This is a genomic window from Streptomyces iconiensis (assembly GCF_028657195.3).
GTDB lineage: Bacteria > Actinomycetota > Actinomycetes > Streptomycetales > Streptomycetaceae > Streptomyces > Streptomyces iconiensis.
The window spans coordinates 63,705-81,489 of the sequence record NZ_JANCPR020000012.1 but is presented as its reverse complement, the minus strand read 5'-3'; the positions used below and the strand labels follow the sequence as shown (position 1 = coordinate 81,489).

General features: G+C 71.8%; 16 protein-coding genes. 8 read left to right on the top strand and 8 right to left on the bottom strand.

Going from position 1 to position 17,785, the window contains the following annotated elements; translation table 11 throughout:
• The first annotated feature begins 18 nt into the window (after positions 1–18).
• Positions 19–825, top strand: a complete 807-nt coding sequence (locus NMN56_RS14300) for an EI24 domain-containing protein (protein WP_274044672.1) — start codon at positions 19–21, stop codon at positions 823–825.
• A gap of 201 nt (positions 826–1,026) precedes the next feature.
• Here the strand turns inward: NMN56_RS14300 and NMN56_RS14295 are convergent, their stop codons facing one another.
• The gene (locus NMN56_RS14295) at positions 1,027–3,057 is read right to left on the bottom strand and encodes an endonuclease/exonuclease/phosphatase family protein (RefSeq protein ID WP_274044671.1); all 2,031 of its coding nucleotides are present in this window, start codon (positions 3,055–3,057) and stop codon (positions 1,027–1,029) included.
• A 282-nt stretch (positions 3,058–3,339) separates the two neighbouring features.
• On the opposite strand from NMN56_RS14295, the gene NMN56_RS14290 reads away from it, so the two are divergent.
• Positions 3,340–5,013 (top strand): hypothetical protein, encoded by a 1,674-nt coding sequence (locus NMN56_RS14290; RefSeq protein WP_274044796.1) that lies wholly within the window; start codon positions 3,340–3,342, stop codon positions 5,011–5,013.
• 137 nt (positions 5,014–5,150) lie between these two features.
• On the opposite strand, the gene NMN56_RS14285 is transcribed toward NMN56_RS14290, so the two are convergent.
• On the bottom strand, positions 5,151–5,999 hold the full coding sequence (locus tag NMN56_RS14285) for a crotonase/enoyl-CoA hydratase family protein (RefSeq protein ID WP_274044670.1): 849 nt from the start codon (positions 5,997–5,999) through the stop codon (positions 5,151–5,153).
• A gap of 693 nt (positions 6,000–6,692) precedes the next feature.
• On the opposite strand from NMN56_RS14285, the gene NMN56_RS14280 reads away from it, so the two are divergent.
• Together NMN56_RS14280 and NMN56_RS14275 are read left to right on the top strand one after the other, a co-directional pair.
• The gene (locus NMN56_RS14280) at positions 6,693–7,982 is read left to right on the top strand and encodes a YeeE/YedE family protein (RefSeq protein WP_274044669.1); all 1,290 of its coding nucleotides are present in this window, start codon (positions 6,693–6,695) and stop codon (positions 7,980–7,982) included.
• 201 nt (positions 7,983–8,183) lie between these two features.
• Positions 8,184–9,773 (top strand): MFS transporter, encoded by a 1,590-nt coding sequence (locus tag NMN56_RS14275; protein ID WP_430542569.1) that lies wholly within the window; start codon positions 8,184–8,186, stop codon positions 9,771–9,773.
• Between the two features lie 172 nt (positions 9,774–9,945).
• Here NMN56_RS14275 and NMN56_RS14270 read toward each other — a convergent pair whose 3' ends face one another.
• Both NMN56_RS14270 and NMN56_RS14265 read right to left on the bottom strand, forming a co-directional pair.
• Positions 9,946–10,479, bottom strand: coding sequence for a DUF1648 domain-containing protein (locus NMN56_RS14270; protein ID WP_274044667.1), 534 nt, complete (start codon positions 10,477–10,479; stop codon positions 9,946–9,948).
• Positions 10,480–10,619: 140 nt separating this feature from the next.
• On the bottom strand, positions 10,620–10,835 hold the full coding sequence (locus NMN56_RS14265; RefSeq protein ID WP_274044666.1) for a hypothetical protein: 216 nt from the start codon (positions 10,833–10,835) through the stop codon (positions 10,620–10,622).
• A 55-nt stretch (positions 10,836–10,890) separates the two neighbouring features.
• Between NMN56_RS14265 and NMN56_RS14260 the strand changes: the two genes are divergently transcribed.
• Together NMN56_RS14260 and NMN56_RS14255 are read left to right on the top strand one after the other, a co-directional pair.
• The gene (locus tag NMN56_RS14260) at positions 10,891–11,559 is read left to right on the top strand and encodes a class I SAM-dependent methyltransferase (protein ID WP_274044665.1); all 669 of its coding nucleotides are present in this window, start codon (positions 10,891–10,893) and stop codon (positions 11,557–11,559) included.
• A 108-nt stretch (positions 11,560–11,667) separates the two neighbouring features.
• Complete coding sequence (locus NMN56_RS14255) at positions 11,668–12,876, top strand: TerD family protein (RefSeq protein WP_274044664.1); 1,209 nt, start codon at positions 11,668–11,670, stop codon at positions 12,874–12,876.
• Between the two features lie 104 nt (positions 12,877–12,980).
• On the opposite strand, the gene NMN56_RS43510 is transcribed toward NMN56_RS14255, so the two are convergent.
• The 4 genes from NMN56_RS43510 to NMN56_RS14240 all read right to left on the bottom strand — a co-directional run bounded on the left by NMN56_RS43510 (position 12,981) and on the right by NMN56_RS14240 (position 15,207).
• Positions 12,981–13,058, bottom strand: a complete 78-nt coding sequence (locus tag NMN56_RS43510) for a 50S ribosomal protein bL37 (protein WP_488199811.1) — start codon at positions 13,056–13,058, stop codon at positions 12,981–12,983.
• A gap of 240 nt (positions 13,059–13,298) precedes the next feature.
• The gene (locus NMN56_RS14250) at positions 13,299–13,778 is read right to left on the bottom strand and encodes a hypothetical protein (protein ID WP_274044663.1); all 480 of its coding nucleotides are present in this window, start codon (positions 13,776–13,778) and stop codon (positions 13,299–13,301) included.
• 219 nt (positions 13,779–13,997) lie between these two features.
• The gene (locus NMN56_RS14245; protein WP_274044662.1) at positions 13,998–14,330 is read right to left on the bottom strand and encodes a GlsB/YeaQ/YmgE family stress response membrane protein; all 333 of its coding nucleotides are present in this window, start codon (positions 14,328–14,330) and stop codon (positions 13,998–14,000) included.
• Between the two features lie 61 nt (positions 14,331–14,391).
• Positions 14,392–15,207 carry an NAD-dependent epimerase/dehydratase family protein gene (locus tag NMN56_RS14240; RefSeq protein ID WP_274044661.1) on the bottom strand — a complete coding sequence of 272 codons (816 nt, stop codon included), beginning with the start codon at positions 15,205–15,207 and terminating at the stop codon, positions 14,392–14,394.
• A 260-nt stretch (positions 15,208–15,467) separates the two neighbouring features.
• On the opposite strand from NMN56_RS14240, the gene NMN56_RS14235 reads away from it, so the two are divergent.
• Both NMN56_RS14235 and NMN56_RS14230 read left to right on the top strand, forming a co-directional pair.
• Positions 15,468–16,463 (top strand): 5-dehydro-4-deoxyglucarate dehydratase, encoded by a 996-nt coding sequence (locus NMN56_RS14235; RefSeq protein WP_274044660.1) that lies wholly within the window; start codon positions 15,468–15,470, stop codon positions 16,461–16,463.
• Positions 16,463–17,722 (top strand): hypothetical protein, encoded by a 1,260-nt coding sequence (locus NMN56_RS14230; protein WP_274044659.1) that lies wholly within the window; start codon positions 16,463–16,465, stop codon positions 17,720–17,722. The genes NMN56_RS14235 and NMN56_RS14230 overlap by 1 nt, the downstream gene beginning before the upstream one ends.
• Positions 17,723–17,785 lie beyond the last annotated feature (63 nt).

Sequence of the window (17,785 nt, the reverse complement as noted above, 5' to 3'; positions counted from 1 at the left end):
GGCCATAGGCTTACGGGCATGCGCGATCTTGTGGCCGGTGTGCGGTACTTGGGGCGGGGACAGCGGTGGGTGCTGGGGCACGGACGGTGGTTCGGGTTCGGGCTGCTGCCCGCGCTGATCGCGCTCATCCTCTACGCGGCGGCGCTGACGGGACTGGCCTTCTGGGCCGACGACCTCGCCACGTGGGCGACTCCGTTCGCCGACGACTGGGGCTCGCCGTGGCAGGGCGTGCTGCGGACGGTGTTCGCCGTCCTGCTGTGGCTCGGTGTGCTGCTGCTCGCGGTGATCAGCTTCGCCGCCGTCGCGCTGCTGATCGGTGACCCGTTCTACGAGAAGCTGTCGGAGCAGGTCGAGGAGTCCGAGGGCGGGCTGCCCGAGGGCGCGCTCGATCTTCCCCTCTGGCGCGAGCTGTGGATCTCCCTGTGCGACAGCCTCTATGTCGTGGGCCGCGCCCTGCTGTTCACGGTGCCGCTCTTCTTCCTGGGCTTCGTGCCCTTCGTCGGGCAGACGATCGTTCCCGTGGTCGGCTTCTGCGTTTCGGGCTTCTTCCTCACCCTGGAACTGGCCTCGGTCGCCATGCAGCGCAGGGGCATCCCCGTACGCGAACGCCTCCGCATGCTGCGCCGCCGCAAGGCCCTCGCGCTCGGATTCGGCGTCCCCCTGGTGCTGTGCTTCCTGGTCCCCTTCCTGGCCGTCCCCCTGATGCCCGGCGCGGTAGCAGGCGCCGCGCTCCTCGTACGAGACCTCATGGGCGAAAACACCCCACAGCCCCCCGCCCGGACGCGTCCCGGGGCACCGCAGAACCACTACGGCGCCCCGGCCTGACGCGCCTCCGAAGGGGCGCGGGGAACTGCGCGACAAACCACGTCCGACCCGCGTCCCGCGACGCTCCGACAGGGGCACTCACGGACCGCTCAGCGCGAGGGCGGGGACAGCCGCACCCTGCGACGCTCCGACAGGGGCACTCACGGACCGCTCAACGCGACGCTCCGAACCGCTCAACGCGACGTTCCAACAAGGAACCGCTCAACGCCAGGGCGCTGACACCCGTACGACCGAGGGGTCGTGGTCGCTGGACTGATCGGCGAACTCGGCGTTGATGTGCACGATGTCGTACTCGGGACGACCCGCGCCCGGACTGGTCAGCAGGTGGTCCAGCGTCTGTGAGTTGCCGTTGAAGACGTAGCCGTAGCGCTCGTTCCGTGGCAGCCGGTCCATCGGGCTGGTGAGCGCGCGGCCCGAGCGCAGCGCTTCGAGTGCGGGGGAGAAGGGGAAGTCGTTGAAGTCCCCGCCCGCGACGACGACCGCGTCCCGGTCGAGCGCGCGTACGTCCCGTACGAAGGAGTTGAGCAGCTTCGCCTGCTCGACACGCTGCGGCTCGGAGTGCCGGGCCGGGGGCTGGAACCGGCCCTCCATGGGCTGATCGCCCTCCAGGTCGCCGCCGCCCTTGGAGCTGAAGTGGTTGGCGACGACGAAGACTTGACGTCCCTTGAAGCGGAACTCCCCGGCCAGCGGCTTGCGGCTGGCCTTCCACGCGGGGTCCTGCGGTGCGATGCGGCCCGGTGAGGCGGAGAGTGCGGGCTTGCCGTCCTTCTCCGTGACCTCGACGGGGGTGGTCGCGTCGCCGCCTGGCCTGTCGGTGAAGGAGACGCGTTCGGGGTTGTAGAGGAACGCGACGCGGATGTTGCCGCCCGGCTGGCCCCCGTCCTCCTTGTCGGCCGGGTCGATCTGCCGCCACTTGTAGGAGGGGCCGCCCTTCTTCCGTATGGCCTCGGTGAGCATGTCCAGGGTCTTGCCTGCGCCGACCGTGCCGTCGTCGGTGGGGCCCGTGTCGTCCTGCACCTCCTCGACGGTGACGATGTCGGGCGAGGACAGGTTGGTGGTCAGCCCCTCGGCCAGCCGGTCGAACTTGGCGGGCTCGGTCTTGGGGGAGAGGTTCTCGACGTTGTACGTGGCCACCGACAGCTCGTCGGGGCGCTGCGGGCGCGTGCGTTCGCGCTGGAGGCCCCTGTCCTGGTGTTCGCCCAGCGTGGTGGCCCGCAGGGTGTAGCCGCCGAACTGCTCGTAGTCCAGGGGCCCTTCGGTGGTACCGCGCAGCCGGTCGCCGACGTTCGCCACGGGGAAGGGGTGCTCGTCGAGGTCGAGCAGCGAGGAGACCTTGACGCGCGCGCCGTTGTGCTCGTCGTAACCGCCGTAGAGCGTGCCGCCGCGCGGGGTCGGGTTCTGGCGCGGATCCGTGGTGACCCACAGGTCGTGGTAGCGCGAGGTGGGGCCCGTGACCCGTACGTCGGAGACCGAGGCGCGCATGCCCTCCAGCGACTCGTAGCGGTCCAGCGCGTAACGGCCGGGGCGCAGGCGGCGGTTCTCGATGCTGTCGCCGCCCGCACGGGGCGCGTAGGCGCTCGGCACGGTGCGCGGGGTCAGCCTGAAAGCGGGCGGCAGCTTGCCGCCGCGCTCGGCTGAGGGTGCCGCGACCTTCCAGGTGGCGCCCGTCAGCTGGGTGACGGACTGGCCGCCCGCCTCCTTGCCGCCCGGGTAGAACTCACTGACCTTGCCCGTCACCCGCAGGTCGTCACCCGCTGCGACTCCCGGGGACTCCTTGCCGGTGAAGACGAAGAGTCCCTCGCTGGTGGCCTCGCTTCCCGGACCCTTGTCCGGCCTGGCGTCCTGGAGCCAGAACCCGCGCGCGGCACCGAAGTCCCGTACGCCCGTGACGATCCCGGGTACGTCCGTGACGCGCTCGCCCGCGTACGGGGAGAGGCGGGTGGCGCCCTGGATGTCGTGGATACGGACGGCGCCCGCTGCGGCGCGCGCCTCCGTGCCGGTGCCGGAGGCGGACGTGCCGCCGCCGGAGGCGGACGTGCCGCCGCCGGAGGCAGATGTGCCGCCGCCCGAGGCAGATGTGCCGGCGCCTGCCGGGGTGGCGGGCAGGACGAGAAGGGTGGAACAGACGGCCGCCACGGTCAGCGCCGCGGTACGGGCAGGCCGGGTCGGGCCGGCGGTGCGGGTCGGTCTGGGGGTGCGGGCGCCGGGGCGCTGAGGGGTACGTATCGGCACGGAAGCCTCCGGAGATCTGGCCCTTCCGTACGGTGGCGGAGGGAAGGGCTGCGGGACGGCGGCACCGGGGTACCGCCGGACGGCTGGACGGCATTCTCTACGCGCGTAAAGTCTGGCGGGGGAACGGGAGTTGTCAACCGTGTGTCGCAGGGGGAGCGGGACGCGGCGCGCTCCCGTTACGTGTGGGGTGCACGATTCGGGCAGCCGGGGACAGAACCCGTCTACGCTGGGGGCCTTGCACCGTCCGGCACACCGTAGGACTCGTAGGAGATGAACGCGCACATGACCGGTGACGACGACCGTCCCACCATGCCGCCCGTAAGGCTGCCCTCCGACGCCGAACTGGCGCGGGACGCGCTGGCCGCGCCGCTCTTCTCGCGCGCGGTGAAGCTCACGCGCTGGGCGCGCGAAGGGGGCGGCACAGAAGGCGCGGGGATCCCGGTCGGAGCGGGCGGCGAGCTGCTGTCCGAACAGCTCAAGGAGGCCGCGGCACACCTCGGCCTGGAAGGCGACGAGGACGCGCCCGTGCTCGCGGCCGACGCCTGGAACTTCGCCGTTGACACGGGCCTGTTGGCCGTGGACGAGTACGAAGAGGACGAGAGCGACGAAGGAAGCGCCGACAACGACGGCACGAGCGAGGACGGCGGCCCCGGCAGCGACGAGCCCGTGGGCGTCGCCCTGCCCGAGGAGGAGATGGACGGCCTGACCGGCGGGGCGGGCACGGGCAGCACCCCCGTTCCCGCCGAGGTGCTGGAGGTGTGGCAGAACGGTCTGGAGACCGTGCTCGCCGACGCCGCCACGCCCAGCTTCGAGGACCTGCTCGGCGGGATCGAGAACGCGTTCGGCGAGGACGGCCAGATCGACCCGGACTCCATCGACCTCGACGCGATGGACTGGAACCCCGAGGACGAGGCCGACTTCCTCGACAACGCGCTCGGCAACCTCTATCTGCTGACCGCCACCGACGCCGCCGTCGCGGGCGGCGCGATGGTGCCGCTGCCGGTGCTGGCCGCCTCGATGATCGTCCCCGAGGGGATGGACGAGCCGACCGACGAGATCCTTGAGGAGGTCTCCTCGGCGATGATGCGGCTCGACGAGCAGTTCAGGATGCTGGAGCCGACGGGCCTCGTCGCGTACCAGCCCGTGGACGAGGCCCTCACCCGTGAGGCCGAGGAGGGTGAAGAGGGCCTGGAAGGCGACGGGTTGGGATCCGAGCTGGATGCCGAGCTGGAAGAAGACGTCTCACGTTATGGGATGGTGCGGCTGACCCCGCTCGGTCTGCACGGCGTGCGCGTCCGCATGAAGGACGCCGGGATCGAGGCGCCGGCCGTGGGCGACCTGGCGGGCGCCGGCGCTGACGTGCTGCTGGCAGCGCTGCCCGCGTACACGGAGGACAACGCGCGTACGGAGATCGAGAGCTGGTTCGCCGCGCGGCCCGGCGTCTCGGGTGACTCCGGCGAGTCCGGTGGCCCCGGAGGCTCGGGGAGCGCGGAGAGCGCGACCGTCGGCGCGGCACGCGAACTGCTGGCCGCTGCGCGCGGGGGCGACGAGGAAGGCCCCGTACGCCGCCTCGCCTGTCAGCAGGCGCTCTCGCTCGCAGGGCCCGAGGCGGAGCCCGCGCTGCGTGAGGTCCTGGAGGACCGGCAGCTCGGCGGGCTCGCGCGGGTGTGGCTCGCCGAGCGCGGCGCGGCCGATGTGCCGCAGCCCGACGAGGAGATGGTCTTCTGGCTGACCGTCGACACCATCGCTGCGCAGCTCGCCACCGCCGGTGAACCCGAGGAACTCCAGGACCTCGTACGGGGCCTGGTGGATCAGCACACGGGCTTCTTCGACAAGGCGTGGCGCGTCGAACACCCCGCCACGGGCGAGGTGTTGGAGGCCATGGGCAGGGTGCACCCCGACAAGCAGGTCGCCAAGGCCGCCCGCAAGGCAGCCTTCAAGGCACGCTCCCGCTGAACCGGTTCCCCGTGCGGGTTCCCTATGCGGGGTGCCCGTGCAGGGTGCCTTGTGCGGGTTCCCGTGCGGGATGCCCTGTGTTGATGTGACCGGGCGGTCGGTGCGGTCGGTGCGGTCGGTGCTGTCGGTCGGTGGAGTCAGTGAAGCTCGGCGCCGTCCGAGCCGTCCGAGCCGTCTGCGCTGTCTGCGTTATCTGTGTTGTCGGGGTCTTCTGCGAAGTCGCCGTGCCTGCCCGCGCCTGCGGTGAAACGGGCCACGCCGTCCCCCGCCTCGGCCAGTGCCGCTTGGCTGTGCGCGAACTCGCCCAGCATGGCGTCCTTTTCGGTCAGCCCTTCCTGCGCGCGCAGCGACGCGAGGTCGGTTCGCAGGCACGTCTGCGGGAAGCGCGCGAGGGTCGCGGCCAGTTCCTCGGCCGCCGCGCGTGCCTCGCCTGTCGGTACCAGGCGGTTGGCGAGCCCCATGTCGTACGCCTCGACGGCGGGCACGGCGCGCCCCGTGAGCACCATGTCGGCCGCGCGGCTCGCGCCGACGAGGCGGGGGAGGCGTACGGTGCCGCCGTCGATGAGCGGTACGCCCCAGCGCCGGCAGAAGACGCCGAAGACGGCGTCCTCCTCGGCCACGCGGAGATCGCACCAGAGCGCGAGTTCGAGACCGCCCGCGACCGCGTGTCCGCTGACCGCCGCGATCACGGGCTTGGTGAGCTTGAGGCGGGTGGGCCCCATGGGCCCGTCGCCGTCCGGGGCGAGCCGGTTGCCCCGTTCGGTCCCGAACGCCTTGAGGTCGGCGCCGGAGCTGAACGTGCCGCCTTCGCCCCACAGCACGGCCGCACGGGCCTCGGGGTCGGCCTCGAAGGCGCGGAACGCGTCGGCGAGCGCGGCGGCCGACGGCCCGTCCACCGCGTTACGGGCCTCGGGACGTGAGAGTACGACGGTGGTGACGGCGCCGGCGCGCTCGGAGCGCACGGAACGTACGGACGAACTGGTCACGGCGAATCGGCCCTCCCGGGAGCGGCGCGTACGGTCCTGAGGCAGCGAGCCTAGGCGCGACCGCGCGGCCCCGGCTACGTTGCTGCGCCCCACGGCCCCGCCACCTTTTCCCGCCGCCTCTGCGCGCCGCCTCTTCCCGCCATCTCTTCCCGCCGCGACGGCGCGCACCACGCGAGACGTATCCGGCGGTGCCGAACCGGCCGTTCCCGTGGATGTGGCACCGCCGGGCTGCGCCGTGGGGCGTCTCGCCGTTGCGGCGGTTTGGAGGAGCGGTCCGCCACCGCCCCCAGCCCCCGGACTCGCCCCTGGCGGCGTACGCGGACAGACAGGGCGTCTCAGAATGGGGTCTCGGGATGTGAGACGGGAGGTTGTCGGGGGCCGGAAGTGGATTACCGTGACATGCATGTTCGGACCCGCACGCCTGCTGGCACTCGCGCTCTTCGCGGCCACGGCGTGGAGCGTCGACGACGCGCTCTGTCGCCGCTGACTCTTCTCCGGGGGGCTCCCCGGTACCCCGTATCCGCGGCCTCGGCCGCCCCTGCCCGCTGCCCCGCAGCACTCCGGCACCCCGTTCCGCACAGGCGGAGCCACCCGTTCCGCGCATGGCGGAGCCACCCCCGTTCCGCGCAGGCGGAAGAGCACTCCGTGCAGGCGGAGCAACCGCCCGCGTACGTACCCCCCTCGGAGATCCACGTGACGACTGCTCCACCCGCAGAGGCGCAGCAGCAACCCCCCTCGCGGGGTGCGTTGGCCCCCTCGCCCACCCGTTCGCCCCGGCCCGAGGCCGCGCCGGCGCCCGCTGTGCGGTGGTTGCCGCTCGGTGTCGCGCTGGTGGCCGGGTTGGCGCTGACCGCGTACGTGTGGTCGGCGCACGGCGCCAAGCCCGGCGTCCTGCTGCTGCTCGGCATCGGGCTCGGTGTCGGCCTCTTCCACTCCCGGTTCGGATTCACCTCCGCCTGGCGGCAGTTGATCGCGGTCGGCAACGGCACGGGGCTGCGGGCCCACGCGCTGCTGCTCGGTGCGACGGCCGCGCTCTTCGCGCTGATCATCGGTACGGGCACCGGGCTGTTCGGCTCGGCGCCCGCGCCCAGTGCGGGGCCGCTCGGCGTCGGCCTGCTGATCGGGGCCTTCCTCTTCGCCGTCGGCATGCAGCTCGGCGGTGCCTGCGCCTCGGGCACGCTGTTCGCTGTGGGCTCGGGGCAGAGCACCATCGTGCTCACGCTCGGCGGCTTCATCGTCGGTTCGACCCTCGCGGCCTGGCAGTACGGGCTGTGGAGCGAGCTGCCCGCCTTCGACCCCGTGCTCTTCTCCGACCATGTCGGCTGGGGCGGCTCCCTCGTCGTGACGCTGGTGCTGCTCGCGCTCGTGGTGCTGGTCTCGCGGCGGGTGCAGGCGCGGCGCAACCCGCCGCCCGTGGGCGCCCCGCCGTCGGCGCGTGGCACGTGGGCCCGCGTCGTGCGGGGCTCGTGGCCGCTGGCGGCAGGCGCGCTGGCGCTGGCGGTGCTCGGTGCTGCCGTGCTGCTGGTTTCGGGTGGCGCGTGGGGCATCACCAGCGCCTTCGCGCTGTGGGGTTCCAAGTTGGTGGGCGCGCTGGGCGGTTCGCCCGAGACCTGGGCGTTCTGGCAGGAGCCGAAGAACGCGCAGCAGCTCGCGGGGCCCGTACTGGCCGACAAGACCAGCCTCACCGACTTCGGCATCATGATCGGCGCCGCGGTGGCCGCCGCCGCCGGCGGGGTCTGGACGCTGCACAGGGGTGTCGCGCTCCGTACGGCGGGCGCAGCGGTGCTCGGCGGCGTGCTGATGGGCATCGGCGCGCGGCTGGCGGGCGGCTGCAACATCGGGGCCTACCTCGCCGGTATCGGCTCCGGCAGCCTGCACGGCTGGGTCTGGGGCGCCGTCGCGCTGGGCGGCACATGGGTGGGGCTGCGGCTGCGCCCGTACTTCGGCCTGGGCAACCCCAAGCCGGGGGACGGGGTCTGCTGACCCTCTCTCCCTGCCTCCGTCCGGGGTCTTCCAGCCCTCTCCCCGGCCGGGGGACCCCCACCTGTCACCCGCACCGAACCCGCGCTGAATCCGCACCTCCGCCGCCGTGTGTGTGGTCCGGCGAGTCCGGCAACCCGGTTCCGGGACCTGCTCCGTACGATCGGGCAGATCCAGCTTTTCGGTCATAGGGAACAAAAGGGTGTGAGGGCCGACGTGACAGAGACGCCTGGAAAAGGTTCGGGAGGCAGCAGGGCGACGGCGGCGAAGCAGGTGCCGCGTGCCGTCGCCGCGCTGCCCCGCCAGGTGCGCGACGAGCTGGTGCGGCGGCTGCGGCGCAAGGGCGGCGCGTTCACCGAGGGCGATGTGCAGGTCGTCAAGGAGCCCATGCTCAAGCGGGCCGTCACGGCCTCGGCGCTCGGCAACTGCATGGAGTGGTTCGACTTCGGCGTCTACAGCTATCTCGCCGCCGTCATCGGCAAGGTCTTCTACCCCGGCGCCTCCGATGCCGCGCAGCTTCTCGCCTCCTTCGCGACCTTCGCAGCCGCCTTTGTCGTGCGACCACTCGGCGGCCTCTTCTTCGGGCCGCTCGGCGACAAGGTCGGACGGCAGAAGGTGCTCGCGACCACCATGATCCTGATGGCCTGCGGCACCTTTATGATCGGCTTCATCCCCAGCTACGCCACGATCGGCCTGGCCGCTCCCGTACTGCTGCTCTTCGCCCGTATGCTCCAGGGCTTCTCGACCGGGGGCGAGTACGGCGGCGCCACCACCTTCATCGCGGAGTACTCACCGGACCGCAGGCGTGGGTTCCTCGGCAGCTGGCTCGACTTCGGCACGTTCACCGGCTACGCGCTCGGCTCCGCGCTCGTCACCCTGCTCAACTTCCTGTTGACGGAGAGCGAGATGATCAGCTGGGGCTGGCGTATTCCGTTCCTCGTCGCGGGCCCGCTCGGCATCATCGGCCTCTACATGCGGCTCAAACTGGAGGAATCCCCGGCCTTCCAGCAGCAGTTGGACGAGCACGACCAACTCGTCGCCCAACGCGAGACCAGCCGCCACGAGTTCCGTACGATCCTCACGCGCCAGTGGCAGCCCCTGCTGATCTGCGTGGGACTCGTCCTGCTCTACAACGTCACCAACTACATGGTCACCGGCTATCTGCCCACCTACCAGACCGAGGTGCTCGGCCGCTCCAGCCATACCGCCGACGTGCTCGTACTGGTCGGCATGGTGTGGGTCGTACTGCTGATCACCTTCATCGGCAGGCTCAGCGACCATGTCGGACGCCGCCCGGTCTACCGCGCTGCCGCGATCGGCCAGATCGTTCTCGGCGTCCCCGCCTTCATGCTGCTGCGCTCGGACGGGCTGGTGCTGCCGGGGCTCGGCGTGCTGGTACTCGCCACCCTCCTCGCCGGCTTCGCCGCGCCCTCGGCCTCCACGCTGCCCGCGCTCTTCCCGACCAGCGTGCGGTACGCCGCCATGGGCATCGGCTTCAACTTCTCCGTCGCTGCCTTCGGCGGTACGACGCCGCTGGTCACGGAGAGCCTTGTGGCCTCCTCGCAGAACAACCTGACGCCCGGCGTCTATCTGATCGCCAGCGGCCTGATCGGCCTGGTCGCGGTGCACTTCATGCCGGAGAGCGCGGGCGTGCCGTTGCACGGGTCGCAGCCGATGGTGAGTTCCGAGGAGGAGGCGCAGGAGCTGATCTCCACGTCCGAGCAGCTTGAGACGCTCGGACGCGGGTCCGGGTCGTCGTCGTCCCGCGACTCCGGGTCGTCTTCGCAGAGTTGACGGTTCCGGCGGCCGGCCGACCGGCCGCCGTGGCCGTGAGTCCCCGCGTCCCCGCGTCCTTGCGTCGCCGGGGAGGTCGTGCCTCTGGTCGTGCGTTGCGGGCCGCGGGTTGTTCGTGGCTTGTCGCGCAGTTCCCCGCGCCCCTGACGCCCCTGACGGGGCGTAGGGCGTATCAGGTGGTCTTCCGGCCTGTGCTCTTGTCCTTCAGCGCTGCTCCTAGGACCGCGAATGTGCCCAGGGCGATGGGGGCGAGGGTGAGGGGCAGTGTCCAGGGGGAGTCGGCGTCCTTCTGGGGTGTGGTGCTCCACATCGCCGTGCACGCGCCCGCGAGGCCCGCGCCTACGCCGCAGGCGAGGAGCATCTGGGCCCGCGCGAGGAGCAGCGCTCCGGCGGGTGTGCTCGGGCGGTTGATCAGACTGGACACCTGCTCACCTGGGGCGAGTTCGGAGGTCGGGCGTACCCGGAGCGTGAGAACCGTCGTGGCCGCCATCACGGCCAGGGTGCCCGCGTACACGAACACGGGGAGGAAGACGCTGCCGACGGTTTTGTCCGCCCATTCGTCGACCCCTCCGCTCCCCATGTGCTGGGGAACCCGGTCCGGCAGGTCCGGATACGCCACGACCCCCCACACCGTCAGCCCTGCCAGGATGACGAGCCCTGCCGCCAGCCACCCCCACGGGAATCTCCCGTTCGCGCCCCCACCCACGTGATGCCCCCTGCTCCCTCGTGGGCCGGCGCCGCTGATCCGGGGCGCCCGCCCGGCCCGTTGATGATCACCCGTTGATGATCAAGAGTCGCCTGCCCCGACTGCGGTGGACGAAACGGTCCTGACCGGACGGGAACGGGTCAGCCCGCGAGCCGCCCCCACACCTCGTGGGTGCCGCCCTTCCACTCGATGACGGTCTCGTCCTCCAGGTCGAGGGAGGCGACGTCGATATCGGTGCGTTCCAGGAACTCGATGAGGTCGGTCAGGCCGTAGGCGGTGCCCAGCGACTCGCCGTACGCGGTGACGTGGCGACCGCCCTCGGGCGCTGGGGGATGGACGACGATGGGCGCACTCATGTTTCCAGGCTGCGACAGGCACGGCGGCGCCGCATGTCGGGGGTACGGTCGGTCCATGGCAGCTGTCCGCCCCGACGTGCACGGCTTCTGGGAAGCCGAAGGCGCGACGAAGACGTTCACCCACGAGCTCGACCCCGCCCTGCTGCAGGCGTACGTCTCACATGGCGCCCGCATTCTGGACTACGGGTGCGGATACGGGCGCCTGACCGCGCGGCTCACGGAGGCCGGGTACGCGCGGGTGGTCGGTGTCGACCCCTCGCGCGCGATGATCGAGCGCGGGCTCGGGGAGCACCCCGGCCTTGAGCTGGTGCACCAGGTGGAGCTTCCGCTGCGGGAGCGGGACGGGACGTTCGACGCGGCGCTGCTGTTCGCCGTCCTCACCTGCATGCCGGACGACGCGGCGCAGCACGCGACCGTCGCCGAGCTGGCCCGGGTGCTGCGGCCCGGTGGTGTGCTGTACGTGAGCGAGGTCCCGATCCAGCGCGACGCACGCAACGCGGAGCGCTACGACGCCTACGACCGCGGGCCCGGCTCCGGCCCGCACGGCACGTTCACCACGCCCGACGGCGGTCTCTTCCGCCACCACACGCCGGAACACCTGCGGGCGCTCCTGGACGACCACGGCTTCACCGTCACCGAGGAGCGCCCCGGTACGGCCCCCACGCTCCATGGGTTCCGCGCCGAGAACCTCCAGCTCGTCGCCCACCGGCGCGTGGCCGCGTAGTCGGGGCGGCGGGACGCAGGCCGGCCGGGGCCGTTCCGGGGGAGCGGCGCAGCAGGACCCCCGGCTCGGCAAAGGAACCGCAAAGCGAAGCCGGTCGTTACCCCCGTCATGACGGCAATGACTCCCGGCTCGAACCTTCCACTCACCGCGCAGCGCGTGGCGGTGGATGTGACCGCACCCAACAAGCTCGACATCTCGGCGCTCCTGCTGGGTCCCGAGGGCAAGGTGCGCTCGGACGACGACTTCGTCTTCTACAACCAGCCGAGCGCGCCCGGCGTGACGCACGGCACCGGTCCCGCCGACACCATCACCGTGGAGACCGGCGCGGTCCCCGCCGAGATCGCCAAGGTCGTCGTCACCGCCAGCCTGGACACCGGCGCCACCTTCGCGGGCACGGTGCCCACGGCAACGGTCCGCGACACCGCGACGAACGCGGTGCTGGCCACCTTCACGCCGCCCCAGCTCGGCACGGAGACCGCGCTGCTCGTGGTCGAGCTGTACCGCAGGGGCGACGCGTGGAAGGTGCGCGCCGTGGGCCAGGGGTACGCGAACGGGCTCGGCGGTATCGCCGCCGACTTCGGCGTCAACGTCGAAGAGCCGCCGCCCGCCGCAGCGCCCGCTGCCCCCACACCCGCTGCCCCCACACCCGCAGCGCCCACACCCGCGCCGGCCCCGGCGGCCCCCGCTGCTCCGGTGGCGCCTGCTGCTCCCGCGCCTCCCGCCGCGAGCGGCAAGATCAATCTCGACAAGGGCAAGGTCAGCCTCCAGAAGAACCAGACCGTTTCGCTGGTCAAGGGCGGCCAGCCGCTGCTGTCGTCCGTACGTATGGGCCTCGGCTGGGAGCCGGTCTTCCGCGCGGGCAAGCGGGCCAAGGACATCGACCTCGATGCCTCGGTCATCGCGTACGACTCCAACCGCAAGAAGATCGACGCCTGTTACTTCGGGAAGCTCGCCATCCTCGGTGGCGTCATCCAGCACTCGGGCGACAACCTCACGGGAGAGGGCGCCGGCGACGACGAGGCCATCACCGTCCACCTCGGCGACCTCCCGCCGCAGGTCACGGGGCTCGTCTTTACGGTGAACTCGTTCTCGGGCCAGAAGTTCACCGATGTCGCCAAGGCGTACTGCCGGCTCCTCGACGGCGCGGGGGCCGAGCTGGTCCGCTTCGACCTCACGCAGTCCGAGTCCCGTACGGGCGTGCTGATGGCCAAGCTGATCCGCCAGTTCTCCGGAGAGTGGGAGATGACGGCGCTCGGCGAGTACGTCGATTCGCGCACGGTGCGCGGCATGGTGAAGCCGGGTGCTTCCGTGCTGTAGCCCGTCTCATGACGGGGCCCCGCTGCGCCGGTCCGGCTGCCGTTCCCGGCGGGGGGAAGCGGTTCCCGCGTGCCGCACGGAAGTGGGGCACGCGGGAACGGCGTTCAGGACTGAGGCCGCTTACCGTGGTTGGCCGCGTTGCTACGGCGGGCCTTCTTCTTACGGCGTCGCTTGGACGACATGGGCGCCTCCTTACACATCGGGGTACTCGTGCCACGGTGTCCAGCACCGCTTGTCCACCCTTTCACAAGCGCCCCGTCCGACGCGATCACACGTGCGGCCCACCGCCGTGGGTCCGCGCGCCGACGCGTGCCTGGACGGCTGCCTGACCAGTGGCACAACGCGCCTTCCACCGCTCTGACGTGCGGCAATGTCATCCGCGAAGCCGCACGTCAAAGCGGTGAAAGCCGCTGGTGCCTGAGCTAGGAGACCGAGCGGACGAGTACCTCGCAGTCGGTGCCGAACTTCCACCAGCCGCTCTTCTTGTGGGTCCAGGTCATCTTCCCCTTGGAGCCGCCGAACGTGCACACGTAGGAGCCCTTGAACGTCTTGCCCTTCGGTACGTAGAGGGCGTCCAGGTCCTCGTCGGTGTCCGTGCCGCGGGTCTGCCCGGGCTTCACGTACGACGTGCGGCCGGACTTGCAGGCCGCCTTCTTCTGGTATGCCTGGTTGGCGCCGTCCTTGCCCCAGGACTCGCAGATCTTGACGCGGGTCTTGGTCCCATTGCCGACGGTGCCGCACCAGAAGAAGGTGCATCCGTCCATGGGCCTGACCTCTTCGGCTGTACCGGCGGGCCGGGCCTGGCTCGCCGCGCCGGCGGGCTGGGCCGCAGCGGGTCCCGCGATGGCCAGCGCCATGATCCCGGTGCCGGCCGCCGTGACGAACAGTCGTCGCGCACGCATCTGTCTTCCCCCGATTCCGCGCCGCTTCCCCGGGGGCGACGCATCCCCCGTACAGCAGATCGCCACCCACAGTGGGGGGTGCGCGCTCCGCCTCGCCAGGGTTTCGGCCGTGCCCGAAACAGCGTGTGCGGCAGTGGCCTTGCCCGGCGGGCGGAGCCTCGGCCGCACGGGAGCGGCCGGGCGTTCCCGGCCCCGGCCCGGGGCCGACGGGGCCAGGCGTCAGCGCCGGCCGCGGCTGTTGCCGAAGAAGATGCGGTAGGCGATGAGGAGGACGAGGGAGCCGGCGACGGCGGCGACCCAGAGGCTGGGGTCGACGAAGTTGTTCTCTATCGGGCGGTCGAGGAAGGTCGCGGAGAGCCAGCCGCCGAGGAAGGCACCCGCGATACCGATGAGCACCGTGCCGACGATGCCGCCCGGATCGCGGCCCGGTAGCAGGATCTTGGCTATGGTGCCCGCGACCAGGCCCAGAATGATCCAGCTCACGACGCCCGAGCTGGCGAGGTCCGAGAGCTTCGTGTCCGTTTCCGATTCGGCGAGTTGAGCGGCGAGCATACGGCAGGGGCCTCCCCGTGGTTGATCGGTTGCGGTCCCATCATGCCTGGTGCCGTTCGGGTCAGTGTGGCCAGAGGGGCGGGTGCGTGCAGAAGTGGCCGCCCAGGTGGGCCTGGTCCGGATCGGCGGGGTCCAACTCTCCATACTTGTCGATGAGTTCGGCGGCGTACGGTTCGGAGTCGTCCTGCGGCTCGTAGCCGAGGGCGCGCGCCGAGGAGAGGTCCCACCACAGGCGGGTGTTGGCCGAGGAGCCGTAGACGACGGTGTGGCCGACGTCAGCGGCCGTGAGCGCCGCGTGGAAGAGGCGCGCGCCGTCGGCCGGGCTCATCCAGATCGAGAGCATCCGTACGGAGGTCGGCTCGGGGAAGCAGGAGCCGATGCGTACGGAGACGGTTTCGATGCCGTGCCGGTCCCAGTAGAGCTGTGCGAGGTCCTCGCCGAAGGACTTGGACAGCCCGTAGAAGGTGTCGGGGCGGCGCGGGGTGCCGAGCGGGATCGGCGGCGCTCCCTCGGCGGGCACGGGGGTGAAGCCGACCGCGTGGTTGGACGAGGCGAACACGATGCGGCGCACCCCCTCGGCCCGTGCGGCCTCGTACAGCGCGTACGTGCCCCGGATGTTGGCGGCGAGGATCTTCTCGAACGGGGCCTCCAGTGAGATGCCCGCGAGGTGCACGATCGCGTCGACGCCGCTCACCGCCGCGCGCAGGGCCTCCTCGTCCGCCGTGCCGAGGTCGAGGGCGACCGCCTCGGGGTCGCCCTCGACCGGTCGCAGGTCGAGTGACCGCAGCGCGTATCCGTACGAGGGCAGCAGGCCGCGCATCAGGGTGCCGAGGCCGCCTGTGGCGCCTGTGAGCAGGACGGTACGGGGTGCGGGCATCGGCACGGTCTCCATTCGTAGACGCGATTCATATATGAGGAGAGACGCTAGGGAGCGCCCTCCGTGCCGTCAAGGGAGCGGCGCCACAGCGCGCGGCGGATGCTGTGGAGTGCCGAAATCCGCTCGCTGTGGCGGGACTTCGGCCTTGACCGGTGATGAGGCGCTGCCTTAGCGTGGCGATCGTTCAGGAATATAGACGTGAATCAGAAACGTGCACGGTCGGGGGCTGATGCGTCACCCGGCCCTCCAAGGAGCGCTGCATGCCCTCGTCCGAGCCCTCGCCCCACCCCGCTTCCCCGTCAGCTCCGCCGCTCGCCGAGCGGCTCGACGGGCTGCTCTTCTTCCCGGTCACGGCCTTCGCACCGGACGGCTCCCTCGACCTCGACACCTTCCGCACCCACGTGCGACGCGGTGTCCAGGCAGGTGCGGGAGCCGTCTTCGCCTGCTGCGGAACGGGAGAGTTCCACGCGCTCTCCCCGGAGGAGTTCCAGGGCTGCGTCGCCGCCGCCGTCGAGGAGGCGGAGGGGAGAGTGCCCGTCGTCGCCGGTACGGGGTACGGGCCCGCGCTCGCCAGGGAGTTCGCCCTGCGGGCCGAACAGGCGGGCGCCGACGGGCTGTTGGCGATGCCGCCCTACCTCGTCGTGCCCAGCCAGGAAGGGCTCGTACGGCACTACACGGCGCTCGCCGAGGCCACGTCGCTCGACGTCGTCGTCTACCAGCGCGACAACGCCGTCTTCACGCCCCGTACCGTCGTCGAGCTGGCCAGGCACCCCGGCATCGTCGGGCTCAAGGACGGGCACGGCGACCCGGACCTGATGCAGCGCATCATCACCGCCGTGCGGAGCGCGGGCCTGGACCGGGACTTCCTGTACTTCAACGGCCTGCCCACGGCGGAACTGACGGGGCTCGCCTACCGCGTCCTCGGCGTGCTCCTCTACTCCTCCGCCGTCTTCTGCTTCGCGCCGGAGATCGCGCTCGCCTTCCACAGGGCACTCGCGACGGGTGACGACGAGACCGTGCGCGAACTGCTCGACGGCTTCTACGTGCCCCTGGTCGAACTGCGCAACCAGGGCAACGGCTATGCCGTCTCGCTCGTCAAGGCCGGTGTGCGGCTGCGGGGGCTCGACGTGGGCGGGGTGCGCGCGCCGCTGTCCGAGCCGACGCCGGAACACCTCAAGGAGCTGGCCGCGCTCATCGACAGGGGCCTTGAGCTGGTCGGCGCACCCGCCGACGCGGTGCGGGACGGCAACGGCTGATGCGGGCCTCAGCGTTCGTCTACCCCTGGGACGTCGTGGGCGACCCCGAGGCACCCGCGCGCCTGGCCGCGCTCGGCGTCGAGCAGGTCACCCTCGCCTCCGCCTACCACTCCACGCGCGCCCTCACCCCGCGCCACCCCCACCACCGCGTCGTCACCGCGCGGCACTCGGCTGTGCTCTACCCGCCCGACCCCGCACGCTGGCCACGCACGGCGCCGCACCCGTACGAGCAGAGCTGGACCGTGAGCGACGACCCCGGCGGGCCGTACGCCGAGGCCGCGCTGGCGCTCACCGGCGCCGGCCTGGAGGTGCACTCCTGGGTCGTCCTCGCGCACAACTCCCGTATGGGCGAGGACTTTCCGCACACCAGCGTCCGCAACGCCTACGGCGACCGCTACCCGTGGGCGCCCTGTGCGGCACGCCGGGACGTGCGCGGCTACCTCACCGCGCTCGCCGCCGAGGCCGCCGTACGCCCCGGAACCGGGACGCGCGGCACCGAGCTGGAGTCCTGCGGCTGGTACGGGCTCGCGCATCTGCACGCACACGACAAGATCGCGGGTGTGGGCCTCAGCGGCGCCGCCGCCTACCTGATGTCCCTGTGCTTCTGCGACACCTGCGAGCAGGGGTACGCGGCGCTGGGCGCCGACCCCGCGCGGCTGCGCGCCGCCGTACGGGGCGCGCTGGAGCCCGTGTGGCGCGGTGAGGCCACCGGTACGGGGGCAGCCGAGGGGGCAGCCGCGAGCGCCGGCGCAGGGATGCGGGGCGTCAGGGCGGGGGAGCGCACCGCCATCGACGCGCTGCTCGGCACGGCCGACGCCGCACTGTTCGCCGCGTGGCGCGACAGCGCGGCACGCACCCTCCAGCGGGAGGCGGTGGCCGCCGTACGTGCCGAGGCGGGACCGGACTTCCGCGTACTGCTGCACGCCGACCCCGCGCCGCACCGTACGGGCGCCAACGCGGGCGCCGACCCCGCCGATGTGCTCGCCCACGCCGACGGCGTCGTCGTCCCGTGCCCCGGAGGCCCCGGCGGGGCGACCGAACGGGCCGCAGCCCTCGGACCGTTCGCCGTGCACACCGGCACAGCGAGCACCCTCGCGGCCAACTTCGGCGTCGTCACCGGCATGGGCGGCTCCCCGCACACCCTCGCGGAAGACGCCGCACACGCCCGCACACTCGGCGCCACCGAACTACGCCTCTACCACGCGGGCCTCGCCTCGGCCCTGGACCTGGAGACGGTACGGGACCACCTGAAGGCGTAACGGCGGCCTGCGGCCTGAGAGGGCCCGAGAGGGGCGTGGACAGGGGCGCAGCCCACCGGCAGG

Excerpts from the sequence above, each read along its gene's own strand:
- NMN56_RS14300 (WP_274044672.1), top strand. The coding sequence starts at position 19 with ATGCGCGATCTTGTGGCCGGTGTGCGGTACTTGGGGCGGGGACAGCGG.
- NMN56_RS14290 (WP_274044796.1), top strand. The coding sequence starts at position 3,340 with ATGACCGGTGACGACGACCGTCCCACCATGCCGCCCGTAAGGCTGCCC.
- NMN56_RS14265 (WP_274044666.1), bottom strand. The coding sequence starts at position 10,835 with ATGAGTGCGCCCATCGTCGTCCATCCCCCAGCGCCCGAGGGCGGTCGC.
- NMN56_RS14260 (WP_274044665.1), top strand. The coding sequence starts at position 10,891 with ATGGCAGCTGTCCGCCCCGACGTGCACGGCTTCTGGGAAGCCGAAGGC.
- NMN56_RS14255 (WP_274044664.1), top strand. The coding sequence starts at position 11,668 with ATGACGGCAATGACTCCCGGCTCGAACCTTCCACTCACCGCGCAGCGC.
- NMN56_RS43510 (WP_488199811.1), bottom strand. The coding sequence starts at position 13,058 with ATGTCGTCCAAGCGACGCCGTAAGAAGAAGGCCCGCCGTAGCAACGCG.
- NMN56_RS14250 (WP_274044663.1), bottom strand. The coding sequence starts at position 13,778 with ATGCGTGCGCGACGACTGTTCGTCACGGCGGCCGGCACCGGGATCATG.
- NMN56_RS14245 (WP_274044662.1), bottom strand. The coding sequence starts at position 14,330 with ATGCTCGCCGCTCAACTCGCCGAATCGGAAACGGACACGAAGCTCTCG.
- NMN56_RS14240 (WP_274044661.1), bottom strand. The coding sequence starts at position 15,207 with ATGCCCGCACCCCGTACCGTCCTGCTCACAGGCGCCACAGGCGGCCTC.
- NMN56_RS14235 (WP_274044660.1), top strand. The coding sequence starts at position 15,468 with ATGCCCTCGTCCGAGCCCTCGCCCCACCCCGCTTCCCCGTCAGCTCCG.
- NMN56_RS14230 (WP_274044659.1), top strand. The coding sequence starts at position 16,463 with ATGCGGGCCTCAGCGTTCGTCTACCCCTGGGACGTCGTGGGCGACCCC.